The sequence below is a fragment of the Pseudomonas khavaziana genome, from assembly GCF_036704165.1.
Taxonomy (GTDB): Bacteria; Pseudomonadota; Gammaproteobacteria; order Pseudomonadales; family Pseudomonadaceae; genus Aquipseudomonas; species Aquipseudomonas khavaziana.
Map to the genome: position 1 here is coordinate 5,963,286 of NZ_CP129946.1, position 19,033 is coordinate 5,982,318.

Consider the following 19,033-nt stretch of genomic DNA (forward strand, 5'->3'; position numbering starts at 1 on the left):
TCAGCGCTTGGCGATGATGTACACCGCGTGAATGATGCCGGGAAAGTAACCGCACAGGGTCAGCAGGATATTCAGCCAGAAGGCACCGCCGAAACCTACTTGCAGGAACACACCCAGTGGCGGCAGCAGAATGGCGATGATGATACGAATGATGTCCATGGGTCAGCTCCATAAAATCGGCTCGTGTGAGCCGTGTAGCTAATCGACCTCGGGGGTTCGTGAGGGTTCAGTGGGATCTGGCACTGCGCCATCCTTTATTGAGCAGACAAAAAACGCCCCCAGCCAAAAGAATCAGGCTGGAGGCGCCGCGTATGCCGCGAGACGGTTCTGAAATACAGGGTTAAACGGCAATGCCCCTGCGACATTGCAGTTGGGCAGTGCGCACCCGTGAAAAGGCGCGGGCCAGGCGTTGGAGCATTTCGTCGATATTGTTTTTGCTGACGGTCAGGGCCGGGGTGAAGCGCAGACAGTCGGATTGCGGGGCGTTCAGGATCAGTCCCTCCTGCAAGGCGGCTTTTACTACCGCATCAGCGGAGTCATCCGATAATGTCAGTCCCCACATCAGGCCATTTCCGCGCAATGGGCCGTGGCCATAACGATAGGCCAGGCGGGCGAGACCTTCGCCCAGGTAGCAACCCGACTCGCGTACATGCTCTAAGAAGCCGTACTCCAGCACTGTATCCGTCACGGCCACACCGGCCGAAGCCATCAGCGCATTGCCATGGTGGGAGCCGCCCAATTCCCCCACATCCAAGCAACAGGCTTTGCCCCGCGCCAGCAGCGCCGCCAATGGCACACCGCCGCCCAGGCCTTTGCCCAGGACGATGATGTCGGCGCGTACGCCGTACTGTTGTTCGGCGAGCACAGTGCCGCAACGGCCGATACCGGTTTGCACTTCGTCGAGGATCAGCAGGATCCCCAGTTCGCGACACAGCCGCTCGACGCCCTTGAGGTAGTGCTCGGTCGCAGGGATCACGCCGGCTTCGCTCTGGATCGGCTCAAGCATGATGGCTACCGTCTGGGCATCTACCGCGGCATGCAAAGCGGGAAGATCGTTGAAAGGGACGTGGCTGAAGCCTGGCAGTTGTGGTTCGAAGCGGTTATCCGATAGACCTGCCGAAGCCGCCAGGGCAGCGAAGCTACGACCATGGCAACCGTTGCTCGCGCTGATAATGCGATAGGCCCCCCCGCGATGCAGTTGCCCCCATTTGCGCGCCAGCTTGATCGCCGCCTCGCAGGCTTCCGCGCCGCTGTTGAGCAGATAAGCCTGGTCGCTGCCGGTATGCCGGCAAAGACGCTCGACGAGATTGAGTTGGACACTATTGTGCAAGCCGTTGCCGGAGTTGATCAGCGCCTGAGTTTGCTCCGCCAGGGCCTTGATCAACACCTGCGGGCTATGGCCGAGACTATTGGCAGCATTGCCTTGGCTGAAATCCAGGTAGGCACACTCATCGCTGTCCCACAGCCAGGAGCCTTGGCCACGCACGAACACTTGAGGCGGACGCGCCACTGTGGGCATGAGGGATTCAGTGGAACGGTTGTCGTGCGGCGGATCCAGGATCAGATCGTCAAGGCTCGGCGCTGGCCGGCGCATGTTGAACAGGTTCACAAGTCAGCCCCGATGGCAACCGGACTTTGGTCGGCACACCCTGGCCAATCCACCTGGAGATTTTTTGCCTTGCCTATGCAAACGCTGTCAACACAAACGCTATTCATTGTCCGATCCGGCCCTGTAAGCCCTGCGAATAGGCGCTAGACTAGGCGTCTACAGGGCCATCGGCCATTTCGATTTTCCAGCTTTTTCGATAAGCAAATCTTATGGATTTCAAGCAACTGCGTTATTTCGTCGCGGTGTATGAAGAAGGCCACGTAGGCCGTGCAGCGGAGCGCCTGTCGATCTCTCAGCCAGCCTTGTCGCAACAGATTCGCCAACTGGAGCAGAACCTCGATGTGAGCCTGTTCGAGCGCAGCAGCAAACGCCTGCTACCAACCCTGGCGGCGCACACTCTATACAACCATGCACTGCCGCTCATTGATGGCATGCAGCAAGCCGTCGAGGCGCTGCGCAACTTCAAAGGCCAGGCCATGCGCACCCTGGCCATCGGCGTGCTGCAAACCGTGCACACTAGCCTGGTACCGCAGATGCTCGAGCGCGTGCGCAAGGCCCAGCCCCATCTGGTGGTGCAGATCTATGAATTGACCGGGCTTGAGATCGAGCGCCGGTTGCTCAACGGCGCCCTCGACATTGGCATCAGCTACCTGCCGCCACGTCAGCCGGGCCTGCACGGCGTGTTGCTGTATGAAGATGAGTTGAAGGTGGTGATTCCCGAAGACCATCCGTTGCGCGAATTCAGGAAAGTCTCGTTGAAACAGGCAGCCGAACTGCCGATGTTGCTGCTGGGGGAGGAGTTTCAAGTCAGGCAGATCTGGCAGGGCCAGGTGGCCAACCTGGGACGGCGCCCGCAGGTGCAGGCCGAACTCAATACCATGGTGGGCATTCTCGACAGCCTGCCTCACACCCGGCTGGCGACGGTACTGCCGGGCCGCTCCCAGGACGAACACAACAGCAAGGCGCTGCTGTGGAAACCGTTGAGTGAACCCAGGGTGGCGCTGAAAGTAGGCTTGGTATGCCGCGACGTGCAGCGCCAGCAGGCGACGATGGCGTTGCTGCGCACCTTGCTCGAAGATGTGATGAATGCCCCGCAGGCAGGCGCCTGACTTTTTCGCGGGCAAAAGAAAACCCCGCCGAAGCGGGGCTTTGCAGACTGTTTCCCTGACATCCATTTCACTCCGCCGTCCTGGCAGAATCCTACGTGTCCGTGTTGTTGCTTTGCGCTTCCTGCGCGACGTCCATGTGAAGTAGATTAGCCGTGGATCCAATTTGGCGATAGAGGACGAATAGCAGCACGTCATGTAAGAGAATGCTTACACGCCCTCCGCGCTCTTAAAACAAGGACTCATCCATCAGGAACAACGATTCGCTACCGGCTTTTACCGACGCACTCAACGAGTGGATACGCGATAACAAGCGGGCGAAGTAGAAGCGTGCGGTGCCCAGTTTGCTGGCGTAGAACGCTTCCTCGGTCTCCTTGCCCAACGCGGCCTTGGCCATGCGCGCCCACATGTAGGCATAGGCCATGTAGCCGAACGCATGCAGGTACTCCACCGACGCCGCACCGATTTCATTCGGGTTGTGCTTGGCGCGATCCAGCACCCACGCCGTCAATTCATCCAGGTTATCCACCGCAGCGCTGAGCGGCTTGGTGAACTCGGCCAACTCTGGGCCCGACTCAGCGATGAACTGGCGGATCTCATCGGCGAACAGGGTGTAGAAAGCACCGCCGCTGCCGACGATCTTGCGGCCCATCAAGTCCAGGGCCTGAATGCCATTGGTGCCTTCGTAGATCTGGGTGATGCGCACGTCACGCACCAACTGCTCCTGGCCCCACTCGCGGATGTAGCCATGGCCGCCGAATACTTGCTGGCCGAGCACGGTAGTTTCCAGGCCCAGGTCGGTGAGGAAGGCCTTGGCAACGGGGGTCAGCAATGCCACCAGGTTATCCGCGCGCTCCCGAGCAGCTGCATCGTCACTGAACTTGGCGATGTCCAACTGCGTCGCCACATAAGTGGAGAACGCCCGACCGCCTTCGTTTGCTGCCTTCATGGTCAGCAGCATGCGGCGTACATCCGGATGTACGATGATCGGGTCTGCCACTTTGTCCTTGGCCTGTGTCCCCAGTGGGGAGCGGCTCTGCAAGCGGTCGCGGGCATACTCAATCGCGTTCTGATAGGAACGCTCGCCGGAGGCCAAGCCCTGGATCCCCACCCCCAGGCGCTCATAGTTCATCATGGTGAACATCGCCGCCAGGCCGCGGTTGGGCTCACCCACCAGGTAACCCACCGCCTCATCGAAATTCATCACGCAGGTCGCGGACGCCTGAATCCCCATCTTGTGTTCAATCGAACCACAGGTCACCGGGTTACGCGCGCCCAGGCTGCCATCGGCATTGACCAGGAACTTCGGCACCAGAAACAACGAGATGCCCTTGGGCCCGGCCGGTGCATCCGGCAGCTTGGCCAGCACCAGGTGGATGATGTTTTCGGTCAGATCGTGTTCGCCACCGGTGATGAAAATCTTGGTGCCGCTGACTTTGTAGGAACCGTCTGCCTGAGGCTCGGCCTTGGTGCGGATCATCCCCAGGTCGGTGCCGGCATGGGCTTCGGTCAAGCACATGGAACCGGCCCACTCACCGGAATACATCTTCGGCAGGTAGGCCGCCTTGAGCGCTTCACTGGCGTGGGTGTTGATCGATACACAGGCGCCGGAAGTCAGCATCGGGTACAGGCCGAATGCCAGGGTCGACGAGTTGATCATTTCTTCGACCTGCGCCGACACCGCCTTGGGCATGCCCATGCCGCCATAGGTCGGGTCGCCGCCCACTCCCACCCAACCGCCTTCGGCATAGGTGCTGTAGGCCTGGGGGAAGCCGTCCGGGGTGCTGACTGCGCTGTCCTTCCAGTGGCAGCCTTGCTCATCGCCGCCGCGGCTGAGGGGGGCGATGGATTTGGCGGTGACTTTGCCGGCTTCTTCGAGGATCGCCTCAACGGTCTCGGCATCAACGCTGTCTGCCAACGCCGGCAACTGGGCCCAAGTCTTGGCGACCTCAAAAACTTCGTTGAGGACGAAGCGCATATCACGCAACGGCGCTTTGTAATCAGCCATGGCAAACCTCGTGAGAACGTGAAAAGTGATTCGATAGGATCGGTTTTACAAGCTCCGAGTGTACCCGAACAACTTTTCAGACACATAGGGTCCACTTGTGACCGACAGGTATTTTTAAGTCACTCCAGCTGGAATGCCGCCCCGGAAAGACTCATCAGGCATTCGCTGCCCGCTTCCACGGCGGCGCGGTGGGTGGTGGTACGCGGCAGCAAACGCTTGAAGTAGAAATCGCACGTGGCCAGCTTGGCCTGGGTGAACGCGGCGTCGTCCTGAGACTGAGCGGCAATCGCCATGCGCAACCACAGGTAAGCCAGGATGATATAGCCGCTGTACATCAGGTAATCCATCGCCGCGGCGCCCACTTCGTCGGGATTTTTCATCGCCGCCATCCCGACTTTGGTGGTCAACTCACCCCACTCCTGATTGAGCTGATTGAGCTGCGTCACATGAGCCCTGAATTGCGGATGCTCGGCCTGCGCGCCACAGAACTTATGCACGATCTTGGTAAACCCGCGCAGCAGTTTGCCTTGGCTACCCAGCACTTTGCGCCCCAGCAAATCGAGGGCCTGGATACCGTTGGTGCCTTCATAGATCGGCGCAATCCGCGCATCGCGTGCCAGTTGCTCCATGCCCCACTCACGAATATAGCCATGGCCGCCAAATACCTGCATGCCATGGTTGGTCACCTCCAGACCGGTTTCGGTCATGAAAGCCTTGCAGATCGGCGTAAGGAAGGCCAACAAGTCTTCGGCCTCCTGGCGATGGCCGGCGTCGCTGCCCAGATGAGCAGTATCGAGCAGTTGCGCGGTAAAGTAGGTCAGTGCGCGGTTGCCCTCGTTAAAGGCTTTCATGGTCAGCAGCATGCGGCGTACATCAGCATGCACGATAATCGGGTCAGCAGCTTTCTCCGGGGCTTTGGCGCCGGTCAGCGAGCGCATTTGCAGGCGCTCGCTGGCATATTTGATCGCGCCCTGGAAACTTGCTTCACCATTGCACAGGCCCTGCATGCCGGTGCCCAGGCGGGCGTGGTTCATCATGGTGAACATGCAGTTGAGGCCCTTGTTCGCCTCGCCGATCAAAAAACCCTTGGCGCCATCGAAATTCAGCACGCACGTGGCCGAAGCCTTGATGCCCATCTTGTGTTCGATGGAGCCGCAGTGCACTGCGTTGCGCTCACCGGAGCACGCATGGAACTTGGGCACGATAAACAACGAAATTCCCTTGGTACCCGCAGGCGCATCCGGCAACTTGGCCAACACCAGGTGGATGATATTGGCGCTCATGTCGTGCTCACCGGCCGAGATGAAGATCTTGCTGCCGGTGATTGCATAGCTGCCATCGGCCTGGGGCACGGCGCGGGTCTTGATCAGGCCCAGGTCGGTGCCGCAGTGGGCTTCGGTCAGGCACATAGTGCCGGTCCATTCGCCAGCAGTGAGCTTGGTCAGGTAGGTAGCTTTCTGTTCGTCGGTACCGTGGGCGTGGATGGCCGACATGGCGCCGTGGGTCAGGCCCGGGTACATGCCCCAGGAGGTATTGCTGGAACCGATCATCTCGCTCAACACCAGGCCCAGGGAATGGGGCAAGCCCTGGCCACCGTAGGCCGGGTCCGCCGCCACGCCGTGCCAGCCGCCTGCCACGTATTGGGCGAAGGCTTCCTTGAAGCCCTTGGGTGTGGTCACCACGCCATTGTCGAAATGGCAGCCCTCTTCATCGCCACTGCGGTTGAGTGGCGCGAGCACGTTTTCGCAGAACTTCGCGCCTTCCTCAAGGATCGCACTGACCATGTCCGGGCTGGCGTCCGTTGCGCCCAGGGCCGCGTAATGGCCGTGGAAATCGAACACGTTGTCGATCAGAAAGCGCATGTCGCGCAAGGGAGCTTTGTACTCAGGCATGGCAATGTCTCCGGCAGCAGATGCTTTCAAGCTACTGCCGGCACCGCCTGTGGACAATCACTGTAGCGCTGCTGAATACAGCGCCATTACTCAACCGGCAGCGCTTTGCATGCGTACCGCGCCACGCCGGGTCTGGCCGGCCGCGACCACACAGTTACGCCCCGCGCCCTTGGCGGCGTACAACGCCTGGTCGGCGGACTTGAGCACTTCCTCGGGGCTGCGCTGATCGGCCTGGCGCTCGGCCACACCGATGCTGACCGTCACCGACACACTGGATGCACCGCTACCCGCACGCCGCTGGCGGCCTTGATGGTCGTCATGGGGGCGGTCCGGGTTGCGCAACTTGATAGCGTAGCCGGCGATGATCTCGCGGATCTCCTCCAGATGCGGCATGCATTCATCCAGGGTCTTGCCGGCAAACACCACGGCAAACTCTTCACCGCCATACCGGTAGGCTCGCCCGCCGCCGCTGACCTTGGACAACTTGCTCGCCACCAGACGCAACACCTGGTCTCCCACGTCATGGCCATGGGTGTCATTGAAACGCTTGAAGTGATCCACATCGCTCATCGCCAGCACATAGCTGCGCCCCAGCCGCTGCATGCGCTCGTTGAGAGCCCGTCGCCCGGGCAAGCCGGTCAGCTCGTCGCGAAATGCCATTTGATAGGCCTCGTGAGCCACACCGGCGGCGATCATCAGCATCACCTGGCTGCACATGATGTTAAGGGTGAATGGCAGGATGAAGGTTTGCGGCAACATCCAGAACATCCCCAGCAACCCCACCAGTTGCGCGGCGTGCAGCGGGCGCGGCTGGTACCAGTACTGTGCGGCCAGGGTGATGAAGCCGATCAGGAACATGGGGTATGACAGTTGGATCAGGCTCATCCAGGCGCCATGCAGCACCGGCCAGCGAATCTCCGCCAGCCAGTCGAGTACCGCCTGGGGATAACTTTGCTCCAGGGCCAATGCCACGCTGCCTACCGCCAGTAACACCGCGGCGCGTGCGATGAAATCACGGAACAAATGGGTCTTCTCCTGCCACAGCGCGTAGATGCTGAACAGCAACGGCAACAACAGGCAACACAGATGAAACACCACCGCAGCGTCTTCGCGCACGCGGCCATTGTCGCGGTAGAAATCGGTCTGGGTATCCAGCAGGAAATAGGCAACGTACACCGTGATCATCAGGAACAGTTCACGCTGGCGTCGATACACCGCACAGTAGGCACCGCCCAGCAGCAAGACCAGGGTGGGCAGCACGTTGAACAACGAGGTGAAGAAGACACTGAGGTCCTTGACGTACGCAGCCGAAAGCCCAGCCAGCAACAGCAGCAGCGAAGGGAGGAAATGGCTGAAACGTACAGCGGAGACGCGTGACAAGGGTAAAGCTCCGACCCGCTAACAAATAATGGCACTGTGCCTCTAATCGATCAGTAAAGCACAACCGACCGACCATGTATCACATTGCCATCACTGTAACGGCAGCGGGTTGCAATCCCTGAGTGCATCACTGCGGTTTTTTATACACGCCTTCTGTAGGAGCGAGCTTGCTCGCGAAGATCCCATAGGCACCGCGCTTATCCAGAATGCCCGCGTTATCGTTAACGACCTTCGCGAGCAAGCTCGCTCCTACACAAGTGCAAAAAAACCGCCGCGTCCCGAAGGAGGCGGCGGTTTTTTAAAGAGCCCGGTAAGGCTTAGTAAGCCAGGCCGAAGTCTTCTTCTTTCATGTCCATCAGGTTGCTGGCGCCCGACAGCATGGTCGCCACGTGGGTGCGGGTACGCGGCAGGATGCGCTGGAAGTAGAAACGTGCGGTCTGCAACTTGGCAGTGTAGAACGCTTCTTCGGTGGTGCCGGCAGCCAGCTTCTCGGCAGCCAGGCGTGCCATGTCGGCCCAGAAGTAAGCCAGGCACGCATAACCGGAATACATCAGGTAGTCCACCGAGGCGGCACCGACTTCTTCACGGTCTTTCATCGCAGCCATACCGACCTTCATGGTCAACTCGCCCCACTCTTTGTTCAACGCCGCCAGCGGAGCAACGAACTCTTTGACAGCCTCGTTACCTTCGTTGGCCTGGCAAAACTTGTGCACGATCTTGGTGAAGCCCTTGAGCGCTTCGCCCTGGGTCATCAGCACTTTACGGCCGAGCAAGTCCAGGGCCTGGATGCCGGTGGTGCCTTCGTACAGCATCGAAATGCGGCTGTCGCGAACGTTCTGCTCCATGCCCCACTCGGCGATAAAGCCGTGGCCGCCGTAGATCTGTACACCGTGGTTGGCCGACTCAAAACCGACTTCGGTCATGAACGCCTTGGCGATTGGAGTCATGAACGCCAGCAAGCCGTCGGCCTGTTTCTTGGCTTCGTCGTCGGTGCCGTACTTGACGATATCCACTTGCTTGGCGGTGAAGTACACCATCGCACGGTTGCCTTCGGCGAAGGCTTTCATGGTCAGCAGCATGCGGCGCACGTCAGGGTGCACGATGATCGGGTCGGCGGCTTTGTCCGGCGCTTTCGGGCCAGTCAGGGAGCGCATCTGCAAGCGATCACGGGCATATTTCAAGCCGCCCTGGAAGCCAATCTCGGCGTGGGACAGGCCCTGCAGCGCAGTCCCCAGGCGAGCGGTGTTCATGAAGGTGAACATGCAGTTCAGGCCTTTGTTCGCCGGGCCGATCAGGAAACCGGTGGCCGCGTCGAAATTCATCACGCAGGTGGCGTTGCCGTGGATGCCCATCTTGTGTTCCAGGGAGCCACAGGTCACGGCATTGCGTTCACCCACTGAACCATCGGCGTTGGGCAGGAACTTGGGCACGATAAACAGCGAGATACCCTTGGTGCCGGCCGGTGCATCCGGCAGGCGGGCCAGTACGATGTGGACGATGTTGTCGGCCATGTCGTGTTCACCGGCCGAGATGAAGATCTTGGTACCGGAGACTTTGTAGGAACCGTCGGCCTGAGGCTCGGCCTTGGTGCGCAACATGCCCAGGTCGGTGCCGCAGTGCGGCTCGGTCAGGCACATGGTGCCGGTCCATTCGCCCGACACCAGTTTGGTCAGGTAAGCCTCTTGCTGCTCAGGGGTGCCGTGCTCGGAAATGGTGTTCATCGCACCGTGGGAGAGCCCTGGGTACATGCCCCACGACCAGTTGGCGGCCCCCACCATTTCGCTCACCGCCAGGCCCAGGGATTCCGGCAGACCTTGGCCGCCGTGCTCCACATCGTGGGCCAGGCTTGGCCAGCCGCCTTCGACGAATTGTTTGTAGGCTTCTTTAAAGCCAGTAGGGGTTTTGACGCCTGACTCACTCCAGGTACACCCTTCGATGTCGCCCACGCGGTTCAACGGTGCCAGCACTTGCTCACAGAACTTGGCGCCTTCTTCGAGGATGGCGTCAACCATGTCCGGGGTAGCGTCCTGGCACGCCGGCAGGCTCTGATAGTGCGCTTCATAACCGAGCAGTTCGTCACGAACGAAGCGAATATCACGCAAGGGGGCCTTGTAGTCAGGCATAGCGATAAACCTCTGCTGATGTATCTGGGATGAACAACCGCGTGGATTTGTTATGGCGGTCAAACAGGTGTTTGAAACATACGTTTACGACCTAGGGTTGTCAAGCATCGGCCAGCTGCCGTTTGTCTTGATGCAGGTCATCGCCAGGCACGGCGAGGCCTGCGGCGGGATGCCACACAGAATTTCAGGAAAGATGAAGTTTTTTGTAGGAGCGAGCTTGCTCGCGAAGGACATCAGCACACCATGCTAGTCCAGGCGGTACGCGTTATCGTTGGCGTTTTTCGCGAGCAAGCTCGCTCCTACAGGGTGGGGCGGGATCAGGCGTAGGTGTCGATCAGAGTGCCGAGCATTTCATTCGAAGCCTTGGCGACTTTCGCCCCCAACTCCACTTGAAACTTGCCCTGGGCCATTTCCACCATATTGCTCGCCGAATTCGACGGCTGGGCGCGATCATTGGCTTGCAGGCGATCACTTTGTGCACCTGATGGCTGCGTCGTCGCGGCGCTGGCAATCTTGCCCGCCGCCTGGTCGACACGGTTCTGTCCGGTCTGAATACTGTTCAGGCCGGAATAAAACGCGCTGCTGCCAGAGATTTCCATGGCGTAAACCTGCCTTTAGAGAATCGTGAACATGGATTGAAGCAGACATCCGGGTAAAAGGCCCGTCAAAAACAATAATGGCACATTGCCTGAGCGATAGCCAAAATCAGTCAAGCAGGTCCAATTCAAGGTATTCGGCCACTGCAGCCGCCCCGGCGTGCTTGAGTTTCGGCACCCTTCCCAGGCAAGGCGCCGGCAAGCGCTCAGCCAGGGTTGCGAGATTTTCTTCCAGACGGGAGGTCTTGGGGTCGATGATGTTCGCCACCCAACCCGCCAGCGGCAAGCCGTCCCGTGCGATGGCTTCGGCGGTGAGCAACGCGTGGCTGATACAACCCAGGCGCACCCCAACCACCAGGATCACCGGCAGCTTGAGCGCTATGGCCAGATCCGACAGGTTGGCCTGGTCAGCCAAGGGTACGCGCCAACCGCCCGCGCCTTCGATCAAGGTGAAATCTGCCCCCCGTGCCAGGACTTGCTGCATGGGTTTGAGCAGTGATTGCACCGTCAACGCGACACCCGCCTCGCGCGCAGCCAGATGCGGCGCGATAGCCGGCTCGAATGCTACCGGGTTGACCTCGGCATAGCTCAGCGACACGGAACATTCGGCCAACAGCGCCAAGGCATCGGCATTGCGCAAGCCTTGGGCAGTCAGTTGGCAACCCGACGCCACCGGTTTTCCGGCTGCCGTACTTTTACCTGCCAGCCTGGCGGCATGCAGCAGGCCAGCCGCAATAGTGGTTTTGCCCACATCGGTGTCGGTGCCGGTGATGAAATAAGCGGCGCTCATGCAGGTTTCTCCAATACGGCATACACCACTTGGTAGGTAGCGGGCAGGCCCTGGGCCTGGCGCAACTGCTCGTAAGCCTCGACCAATGCCATAATCCGTGCGCGGCCCGTCAACCCTCCCGGGCGGCCAGGATTGAGGTTATGGGCGCCCAAAGCCTTGAGTTCGTGGGTCAGGCTGCGCACATCCGGGTAATGCAGCACATGGGGCTGCCGCTCCAGGCTTATCACCCGCAAACCACTGGCCGCACACAGTTGTTGATAAGCCTCGAAAGTGCGGAAGCGATTGACGTGGACCAAGCCGTCCGCCGCCCGCCAGCTTTCGCGCAGTTCATCCAGGGTGCCTGTGCACAGGCTCGCGAAGGCCAGCACACCGCCCGGTTGCAATACCCGACGAGCTTCACTGAGTACTGCATCGAAATGTGCGCACCATTGCACCGCCAGGCTGGAGAAGAGCAACTCGACGCTGTCAGCCTTAAGCGGCAAGCGTTCCGCATCACCGGCGATGAAGTGCTGCGCACCGCCCAAAGGCCGCGCATGGTTGAGCATGCCTTCGGCGATATCCAGCGCGATGCCTTCGCTTACAGGCAAACGCTCACCCAGTACCCGGCTGAAATAGCCCGTGCCGCAGCCCATATCCAGCCAGCGTTGTGGCCAAAGGTTGGACGGCAAACGGTTGAGCAATTCATGCCCCACCGCCCGCTGCAACTCGGCCACGCTGTCGTAGCTGGCCGCTGCACGGGAAAACGAGGCGGCGACGTGGCGCTTGTCCGGCAATGCGCCCGGCAGACAGGGATGGGATAAATCAGTCATCAACACACTCATGCAAAAAAGCCTGGATGGCCCCCGCTACACCGTGGGGGTCTTCCAGGAGAAACGCGTGACCGGCCTGTTCAATCAGGCCGACTTCTACATCGGAGAGCAATGCCAGCAGGTCACTGGCGGCTTCGGCAGGCACCAGCCCATCCAAGCCGGCAAACACATGCAACTGCGGCCCGCGAAATGCCTGCAAGGCGGCTCGGGTATCCAGTTGGGCCAGCAGCTCCAGGCCTGGCATCAACACGCTTGGGGATGTATTCGGCGCACCGCTGACCAGCAATCGCGACAGTCCGCGGGGGTCTGCAGCGCCCTTGGCGCACAGCAGGCCGAAGCGCTTGAGCGTGACCTGGGAGTCGGCATTGCAGCCCGCCAGGAATGCATCGAAGGTCTCGGCCGGCATCCCGTGGGGCCAGCCGTCGTGGGCGACGAAACAGGGGTTGCTCGCCAGAGTCAGCAGACCGCAGCAACGCTCGCCGCGCCGCGCCGCCAGTTCTGAAGCGAGCATGCCGCCCAAGGACCAACCACCGAGCCAGACGTTGTCCGGCAGCGTGGCATCGAGCTCGTCGAGCCATTCACCCACATCACTGGAATCCAGCGCCGGCAAAGGCTCGATTTGTACCCGCAGATGCTCGTTCAGGCCGTGCAGTGCAGCGGCCAGCGGCTCCAGCGGCGACACACCAAGCCCCCAGCCGGGCAGCAATATCAGTCGATTACGCATGGTCGCGCTCCGAGGCGCCTAACAAGCGGAAACACTCTTCCAACCCGTTTAACAATAGCTGCACCTGCGCCTCGCTGTGGGCTGCCGTTAATGTCACCCGTAAGCGAGCAGTTCCGGCGGGCACGGTAGGCGGGCGGATCGCAGTTACCATCAGGCCGCGCTCGCGCAACATTTGCGACAGGCGCAACGCCCGGGCGCTGTCACCAATCAGGATCGGCTGGATCGGCGTAAAACTATCCATCAACGTCAGGCCCATCTGCTCGGCGCCCTGGCGGAACTGGCGGATCAACCCGTTGAGGTGCTCGCGGCGCCACTGTTCATGGCGCAACAGCTCCAGGCTTTTCAGGGTGGCGCAGGCCAGTGCCGGGGGTTGGCTGGTGGTGTAGATATACGGGCGGGCAAACTGGATCAGGCTTTCGATCAAGTCCTCGCTGCCAGCCACAAATGCCCCGGCGGTGCCGAAGGCCTTGCCCAAGGTGCCAACCAGCACCGGCACGTCGTCCTGGCTCAAGCCAAAATGTTCGACGATACCGCCTCCATGGGCGCCCAGCGGGCCAAACCCATGGGCGTCATCCACCATCAGCCAGGCACCTTTGGCCTTGGCTTCACGGGCCAGCGCGGGCAGATCGGCCAGGTCGCCGTCCATGCTGAACACACCATCGGTGACCACCAGCGTACTGCCAGTGGCCTTCTCCAGGCGCTTGGCCAGGCTGCCCGCGTCGTTATGCAGGTAGCGGTTGAACCGCGCTCCGGATAGCAAGCCGGCATCCAGCAATGACGCGTGGTTGAGGCGATCTTGCAGCACCGTATCGCCCTGCCCCACCAATGCCGTGACCGCGCCGAGGTTGGCCATGTAGCCGGTAGTGAACAGCAGCGCACGCGGGCGCCCGGTCAAATCAGCCAGGGCTTCTTCCAACTCATGGTGCGGCGTGGCGTGGCCCACCACCAGATGCGAAGCGCCACCGCCCACGCCCCAACGGGCCGCTCCGGCGCGCCAGGCCTCGATCACCTGCGGGTGATTGGCCAGGCCCAGGTAATCGTTATTGCAGAACGCCAACAATGGCTGGCCATCCACCACCACTTCGGGCCCTTGAGGGCTCTGCAGCAGCGGGCGTTGACGGTATAGATGTTCGGCACGGCGGGCAGCGAGGCGCGCGGCGAGATCAAAAGACATGCAGGCCTCGATTTGGCGGGTTCAACTGGATCAAATAATGTGGGAGCAAGCCCCCTCCCACATTGGGCCCCCATTTCAATCAGACGACAGCGTTATAGAACTGCTCGCTGCTCTTTTGCTCCACCAGCGCCTGCTCGATCGCCGCTTGGTGCACTTCATCGGCGTGCTCTTCGCGAGCTTCGGGCAGGATGCCCAGGCGTGCGAACAGTTGCATGTCCTTGTCAGCCTGCGGGTTGGCGGTGGTCAGCAGTTTGTCGCCGTAGAAGATCGAGTTGGCGCCGGCAAAGAACGCCAGGGCCTGCATCTGCTCGTTCATGGCCTCGCGGCCGGCGGACAGGCGCACGTGGGATTTCGGCATGAGGATGCGTGCCACCGCCAGCATGCGGATGAAATCGAAAGGGTCGATGTCGTCGGCGTTCTCCAACGGCGTACCGGCAACCTTTACCAACATGTTGATCGGCACCGACTCCGGGTGCTCGGGCAGGTTGGCCAACTGGATCAGCAGGTTGGCGCGGTCGTCAAGGGACTCGCCCATGCCGAGGATGCCGCCCGAGCAGATCTTCATCCCAGAATCACGCACATAGGCCAGGGTTTGCAGGCGCTCGCCGTAAGTGCGCGTGGTGATGATCGAGCCGTAGAACTCCGGCGAGGTATCGAGGTTGTGGTTGTAGTAATCCAGGCCAGCCTGGGCCAGGGCCTCGGTCTGGTCCTGGTCGAGGCGCCCGAGGGTCATGCAGGTTTCCAGGCCCATGGCCTTCACGCCTTTGACCATCTCCAACACGTAGGGCATGTCCTTGGCCGACGGGTGTTTCCACGCCGCGCCCATGCAGAAGCGCGTCGAGCCGATGGCCTTGGCGCGGGCGGCCTCTTCGAGGACCTTCTGCACTTCCATCAGCTTTTCTTTTTCCAGGCCGGTGTTGTAGTGGCCCGACTGCGGACAATATTTGCAATCTTCCGGGCAGGCGCCGGTCTTGATCGACAGCAAGGTCGATACCTGCACGCGATTGGCGTCGAAATGCGCGCGGTGCACGGTCTGCGCCTGGAACAACAGGTCATTGAATGGCTGCACGAACAGGGCTTTGACTTCGGCTAAGGACCAATCGTGACGCAGGGTGGCAGAGGTGCTGGCGCTCATGGGCGATTCCTTGATTATGCTTTGGCAAGCGCTGCGGGAAGGGCAATACCCACAGGCACGACACGGATGCCGGCATATTTAAGGAAGAATCATGCACTGTCAACCTGAGCACAAACACCAAGTCTACATCTGGTCAAAAATCATACAAAACTGCCTAATCTGCGATGAATGCACTGAGTCAGCCGAAAGTGTGTGCAATGCCTGCGAAACAGAATTGCCATGGCTGATAGAGCAGTGTGAGCGCTGCGCCCTGCCCTTGCCGATGGAAGGGTTGATATGCGGGCAGTGCCAGAGGCACCCACCGGCTTTCAAGCAGGTCGTCACGCCATGGGCCTATAACTTTCCCATCGACACCCTCATCAGCCGCTTCAAGCATCAGGCCCGTTGGCCGCTGGGGCGCATGCTGGCACGCCTGCTAGCGCAACACCTGCAACACCGCTTCGACAACGCTGAACTTGACCGACCCGACCGCCTGTTGCCGGTGCCCATGGCCCGTAAACGTCTGCGCGAGCGCGGCTTTAATCAAGCGTTGATGGTGGCCCGCTGGCTCAGTAAAGCTCTCGATATTCCCTACCATGAACACGCGTTATTACGCCCTCATGAAACCGTCGCGCAGCAAGACTTGGATGCCAAGGCGCGCAAACGCAACCTGCTCAACGCCTTTGCCCTGGCACCGGACGTCCACGTAGCAGGGCAACACCTGGCATTGGTAGACGACGTACTCACCACCGGCGCCACGGCCCACAGCCTGGCGCGATTGTTGATAGGTGCCGGCGCACGCCAGGTAGACATCTATTGCCTGGCCCGCACACCCAGACCCGGCGCCTGACTTGACTCTCCTGCGCCAGGACGGCAACGTCCGCTCATCTCATCCAGACGTATGCCCATGTCCCTGCCCAGCCCCCTCAACCAGCACATCATCCGTCGCCCCCAGCGCATTGCCCTGCTGGGGCATATCGCCGAGCAGGGTTCCATCACCCGTGCGGCCAAAAGCGCCGGTTTGAGTTACAAGGCTGCCTGGGACGCCATCGACGAGCTGAACAACCTGGCGCAAAAACCGCTGGTTGAACGCAGCGTCGGTGGCAAGGGTGGTGGCGGCGCCAAGCTGACGCAAGAAGGTGAACGGGTGTTGCGCCTCTATCAGCGCCTGCAAGTGTTGCAGGCCGAGCTGCTCGGTTCGGACGAAGCGGCCAGTGACTTCAACCTGCTCGGCCGCTTGATGCTGCGCACCAGTGCGCGCAACCAATTGCACGGCCAGGTCAGCGCCATCGACAGCCATGGGCGCAATGACATGATTCGCCTGCAGCTGGCCGGCGGTCTGCATCTGGACGCGCAGATCACCCACGACAGCACCCAACGACTGGAACTGCAGATCGGCGTGGAAGTGGTCGCCCTGATCAAGGCCGGGTGGCTTGAGTTACTGGCGATCGGGCAGACTGAAACACCTGGACACAATTGCATGAGCGGTGTGATCGAGACGATTCTCGACGCGCAGGACGGCCCCAGTGAGGTGCGTGTCGCCCTGCCCAACGGCCAGGTGCTATGCGCGCTGGCACCGCCCGCTGCGCTCCAGGCCCTCAATGCGATCGAGGGTCAGCCAATCCGCGTGCAATTTGCCCCCAGCAACGTGCTGCTCGGCACGCCGGTGTAGTGGGCGAACGTCTTCAAACTGCAACAATCTGGTCACAAGTGCTGCTTAAGGTGTCTGCAAAAACCGCAGGGAGCCTGAGATGAGCCTATTAGAAGAAAACCAAGCCACTGACCTTGAACAGATGGTCGGCCTCACCCGTCGTCGCTTTATCGGCGCAGGTGCCCTGTGCGGCGCGGCGATGTTCCTGGGTGGCAACTTGCTGAGCCGCAGCGCCCTGGCTGTGAATGCCACATCTGCCAGCCCATTGCTGGGCTTCGCCAGCATCGCCGCCGCCACCAGCGACACCATCACCCTGCCCCCTGGCTACAGCGCTTCGGTGTTGATCAGTTGGGGCCAGCCACTGCACAAGAACGCGCCGGCTTTCGACCCGTCCGGCAATGGTACGGCCAAGGCGCAGGAACAACAGTTCGGCGACCACAACGACGGCATGAGCCTGTTTCCCTTCCCGGGCGACAACAACCGCGCGCTGATGGCGATCAACAACGAGTACACCAACTATCGCTACCTCTTCGCCCACGGCGGTGCACCGCAATCGGCTGAAGAGGTACGCAAGGCCCTGGCCAGCGAAGGCGTGTCGGTCATCGAAGTACGGCGCAAGGGCGACACCTGGCAGTTCGTCCAGGACTCGCGCTACAACCGGCGCATCCACGGCAATTCACCGATCCGTTTGAGCGGCCCCGCCGCCGGCCATGACTGGCTGAAAACCCGCGCCGACAAAAGCGGCAAGCAAGTCCTCGGCACGTTCCAGAACTGCGCCAACGGCAAGACCCCCTGGGGCACCTACCTGACCTGCGAAGAGAACTTCACCGACTGCTTCGGCAGCAGCAACCCGCAACAAGCTTTCGACGCCGGGCAGAAGCGCTACGGCGTGGTAGCCGCCAGCAAAGACATCAACTGGCACCCGCACGACCCACGCTTCGACATGGCCCAAAACCCCAATGAACTCAATCGCCATGGCTGGGTAGTGGAAATCGACCCATTCGATCCGCAATCCACTCCGGTCAAGCGCACCGCACTGGGTCGCTTCAAGCACGAAAACGCCGCCCTCGCCGAGACCCGCGACGGCCGCGCCGTGGTGTACATGGGCGACGATGAGCGCGGTGAGTTCATCTACAAATTCGTCAGCCGCGATCAGATCAACCACGACAATCCGAAAGCCAACAAAGACCTGCTCGACCACGGCACCTTGTACGTGGCCATCTTCGACGCGGGCGACGGCGATGCCGATCGTCCCAAAGGCAAAGGTCAATGGGTTGAACTCACCCATGGCAAAAACGGCATCGACGCCAGCAGCGGTTTCGCCAACCAGGCCGAGGTGCTGATTCACGCACGCCTGGCCGCCAGCGTGGTGAAAGCCACACGCATGGACCGCCCGGAATGGATCGTGGTCAGCCCCACCGACGGCCAGGTCTATTGCACCCTGACCAACAACGCCAAACGCGGCGAAGACGGCCAGCCGGTGGGCGGGCCCAACCCACGGGAGAAAAACCTCTACGGCCAGATCCTGCGTTGGAAGGCCGACGCCGATAACCACGGCGCCACGGACTTCACCTGGGACCTGTTCGTGGTGGCCGGCAACCCTGGCGTGCACGCCGGTACGCCGAAGGGTGGTTCATCCAATATCAGCCCCCAGAACATGTTCAACAGCCCCGACGGTCTGGGTTTCGACAAAGCGGGGCGCCTGTGGATCCTGACCGATGGCGACTACAGCAATGCCGGCGACTTCGCGGGCATGGGCAATAACCAGATGCTGTGTGCCGACCCGAGCACCGGGGAAATCCGCCGTTTCATGGTTGGGCCGGTGGCGTGTGAGGTGACAGGCATCAGCTTTGCGCCGGACCAGAAGACCTTGTTCGTGGGGATTCAGCATCCGGGTGAAACCGGTGGTTCGACCTGGCCGGAGCATTTGCCCAATGGCAAGCCGCGTTCGTCGGTGGTGGCGATTCGGCGGGATGATGGTGGGGTTGTCGGCGCCTGACAGGGCCTCATGGGGGTGAGCCCCCTCCCACAATTCTGAATTGCGAATACATTCAAGT

At 60.9% G+C, this 19,033-nt stretch carries 17 protein-coding genes; 5 read left to right on the top strand and 12 right to left on the bottom strand.

The genetic code is table 11. The features are described 5' to 3' along the window. Positions 1–159 (bottom strand): YqaE/Pmp3 family membrane protein, encoded by a 159-nt coding sequence (locus tag QYQ93_RS26680; RefSeq protein ID WP_003194776.1) that lies wholly within the window; start codon positions 157–159, stop codon positions 1–3. Positions 160–340: 181 nt separating this feature from the next. After that, positions 341–1,609 carry an aspartate aminotransferase family protein gene (locus QYQ93_RS26685; RefSeq protein ID WP_338475849.1) on the bottom strand — a complete coding sequence of 423 codons (1,269 nt, stop codon included), beginning with the start codon at positions 1,607–1,609 and terminating at the stop codon, positions 341–343. 209 nt (positions 1,610–1,818) lie between these two features. Here QYQ93_RS26685 and QYQ93_RS26690 point away from each other — a divergent pair, with 209 nt between their 5' ends. After that, positions 1,819–2,718, top strand: a complete 900-nt coding sequence (locus QYQ93_RS26690; RefSeq protein ID WP_043049731.1) for a LysR family transcriptional regulator — start codon at positions 1,819–1,821, stop codon at positions 2,716–2,718. Positions 2,719–2,944: 226 nt separating this feature from the next. Here the strand turns inward: QYQ93_RS26690 and QYQ93_RS26695 are convergent, their stop codons facing one another. From QYQ93_RS26695 to QYQ93_RS26710, 4 genes are all read right to left on the bottom strand, one after another. Further along, positions 2,945–4,723 carry an acyl-CoA dehydrogenase C-terminal domain-containing protein gene (locus QYQ93_RS26695; RefSeq protein ID WP_338475850.1) on the bottom strand — a complete coding sequence of 593 codons (1,779 nt, stop codon included), beginning with the start codon at positions 4,721–4,723 and terminating at the stop codon, positions 2,945–2,947. A gap of 119 nt (positions 4,724–4,842) precedes the next feature. Next, on the bottom strand, positions 4,843–6,615 hold the full coding sequence (locus QYQ93_RS26700) for an acyl-CoA dehydrogenase C-terminal domain-containing protein (protein ID WP_338475851.1): 1,773 nt from the start codon (positions 6,613–6,615) through the stop codon (positions 4,843–4,845). Between the two features lie 90 nt (positions 6,616–6,705). Next, the gene (locus QYQ93_RS26705) at positions 6,706–7,995 is read right to left on the bottom strand and encodes a GGDEF domain-containing protein (protein WP_338475852.1); all 1,290 of its coding nucleotides are present in this window, start codon (positions 7,993–7,995) and stop codon (positions 6,706–6,708) included. A gap of 317 nt (positions 7,996–8,312) precedes the next feature. After that, entirely contained in the window at positions 8,313–10,118 is a 1,806-nt protein-coding gene (locus QYQ93_RS26710) for a phenylacyl-CoA dehydrogenase (protein ID WP_043049735.1), read from the bottom strand. 52 nt (positions 10,119–10,170) lie between these two features. On the opposite strand from QYQ93_RS26710, the gene QYQ93_RS26715 reads away from it, so the two are divergent. After that, entirely contained in the window at positions 10,171–10,368 is a 198-nt protein-coding gene (locus tag QYQ93_RS26715) for a hypothetical protein (RefSeq protein WP_338475853.1), read from the top strand. Between the two features lie 67 nt (positions 10,369–10,435). Here QYQ93_RS26715 and QYQ93_RS26720 read toward each other — a convergent pair whose 3' ends face one another. The 6 genes from QYQ93_RS26720 to bioB all read right to left on the bottom strand — a co-directional run bounded on the left by QYQ93_RS26720 (position 10,436) and on the right by bioB (position 15,346). Beyond that, positions 10,436–10,717, bottom strand: a complete 282-nt coding sequence (locus QYQ93_RS26720) for a pyrroloquinoline quinone biosynthesis protein PqqE (protein ID WP_338475854.1) — start codon at positions 10,715–10,717, stop codon at positions 10,436–10,438. A 106-nt stretch (positions 10,718–10,823) separates the two neighbouring features. Then, on the bottom strand, positions 10,824–11,504 hold the full coding sequence (bioD, locus tag QYQ93_RS26725) for a dethiobiotin synthase (RefSeq protein ID WP_043049738.1): 681 nt from the start codon (positions 11,502–11,504) through the stop codon (positions 10,824–10,826). Then, positions 11,501–12,313 carry a malonyl-ACP O-methyltransferase BioC gene (gene bioC, locus QYQ93_RS26730; RefSeq protein WP_043049739.1) on the bottom strand — a complete coding sequence of 271 codons (813 nt, stop codon included), beginning with the start codon at positions 12,311–12,313 and terminating at the stop codon, positions 11,501–11,503. Before bioC ends, bioD begins: the two co-directional genes overlap by 4 nt. Continuing rightward, on the bottom strand, positions 12,306–13,037 hold the full coding sequence (locus QYQ93_RS26735; protein ID WP_338475855.1) for an alpha/beta fold hydrolase: 732 nt from the start codon (positions 13,035–13,037) through the stop codon (positions 12,306–12,308). Before QYQ93_RS26735 ends, bioC begins: the two co-directional genes overlap by 8 nt. Continuing rightward, complete coding sequence (bioF, locus tag QYQ93_RS26740; protein WP_338475856.1) at positions 13,030–14,211, bottom strand: 8-amino-7-oxononanoate synthase; 1,182 nt, start codon at positions 14,209–14,211, stop codon at positions 13,030–13,032. The genes QYQ93_RS26735 and bioF overlap by 8 nt, the downstream gene beginning before the upstream one ends. A 79-nt stretch (positions 14,212–14,290) precedes the next feature. Next, complete coding sequence (bioB, locus tag QYQ93_RS26745) at positions 14,291–15,346, bottom strand: biotin synthase BioB (RefSeq protein ID WP_043049742.1); 1,056 nt, start codon at positions 15,344–15,346, stop codon at positions 14,291–14,293. Between the two features lie 91 nt (positions 15,347–15,437). Between bioB and QYQ93_RS26750 the strand changes: the two genes are divergently transcribed. From QYQ93_RS26750 to QYQ93_RS26760, 3 genes are all read left to right on the top strand, one after another. Then, positions 15,438–16,175: a ComF family protein gene (locus QYQ93_RS26750; protein WP_338475857.1), complete on the top strand. Its 738-nt coding sequence runs from the start codon at positions 15,438–15,440 to the stop codon at positions 16,173–16,175. Positions 16,176–16,232: 57 nt separating this feature from the next. After that, positions 16,233–16,997 carry a TOBE domain-containing protein gene (locus QYQ93_RS26755; RefSeq protein ID WP_043049755.1) on the top strand — a complete coding sequence of 255 codons (765 nt, stop codon included), beginning with the start codon at positions 16,233–16,235 and terminating at the stop codon, positions 16,995–16,997. A 79-nt stretch (positions 16,998–17,076) separates the two neighbouring features. Beyond that, positions 17,077–18,975 (top strand): PhoX family protein, encoded by a 1,899-nt coding sequence (locus QYQ93_RS26760; RefSeq protein WP_043049744.1) that lies wholly within the window; start codon positions 17,077–17,079, stop codon positions 18,973–18,975. Positions 18,976–19,033: the final 58 nt, after the last annotated feature.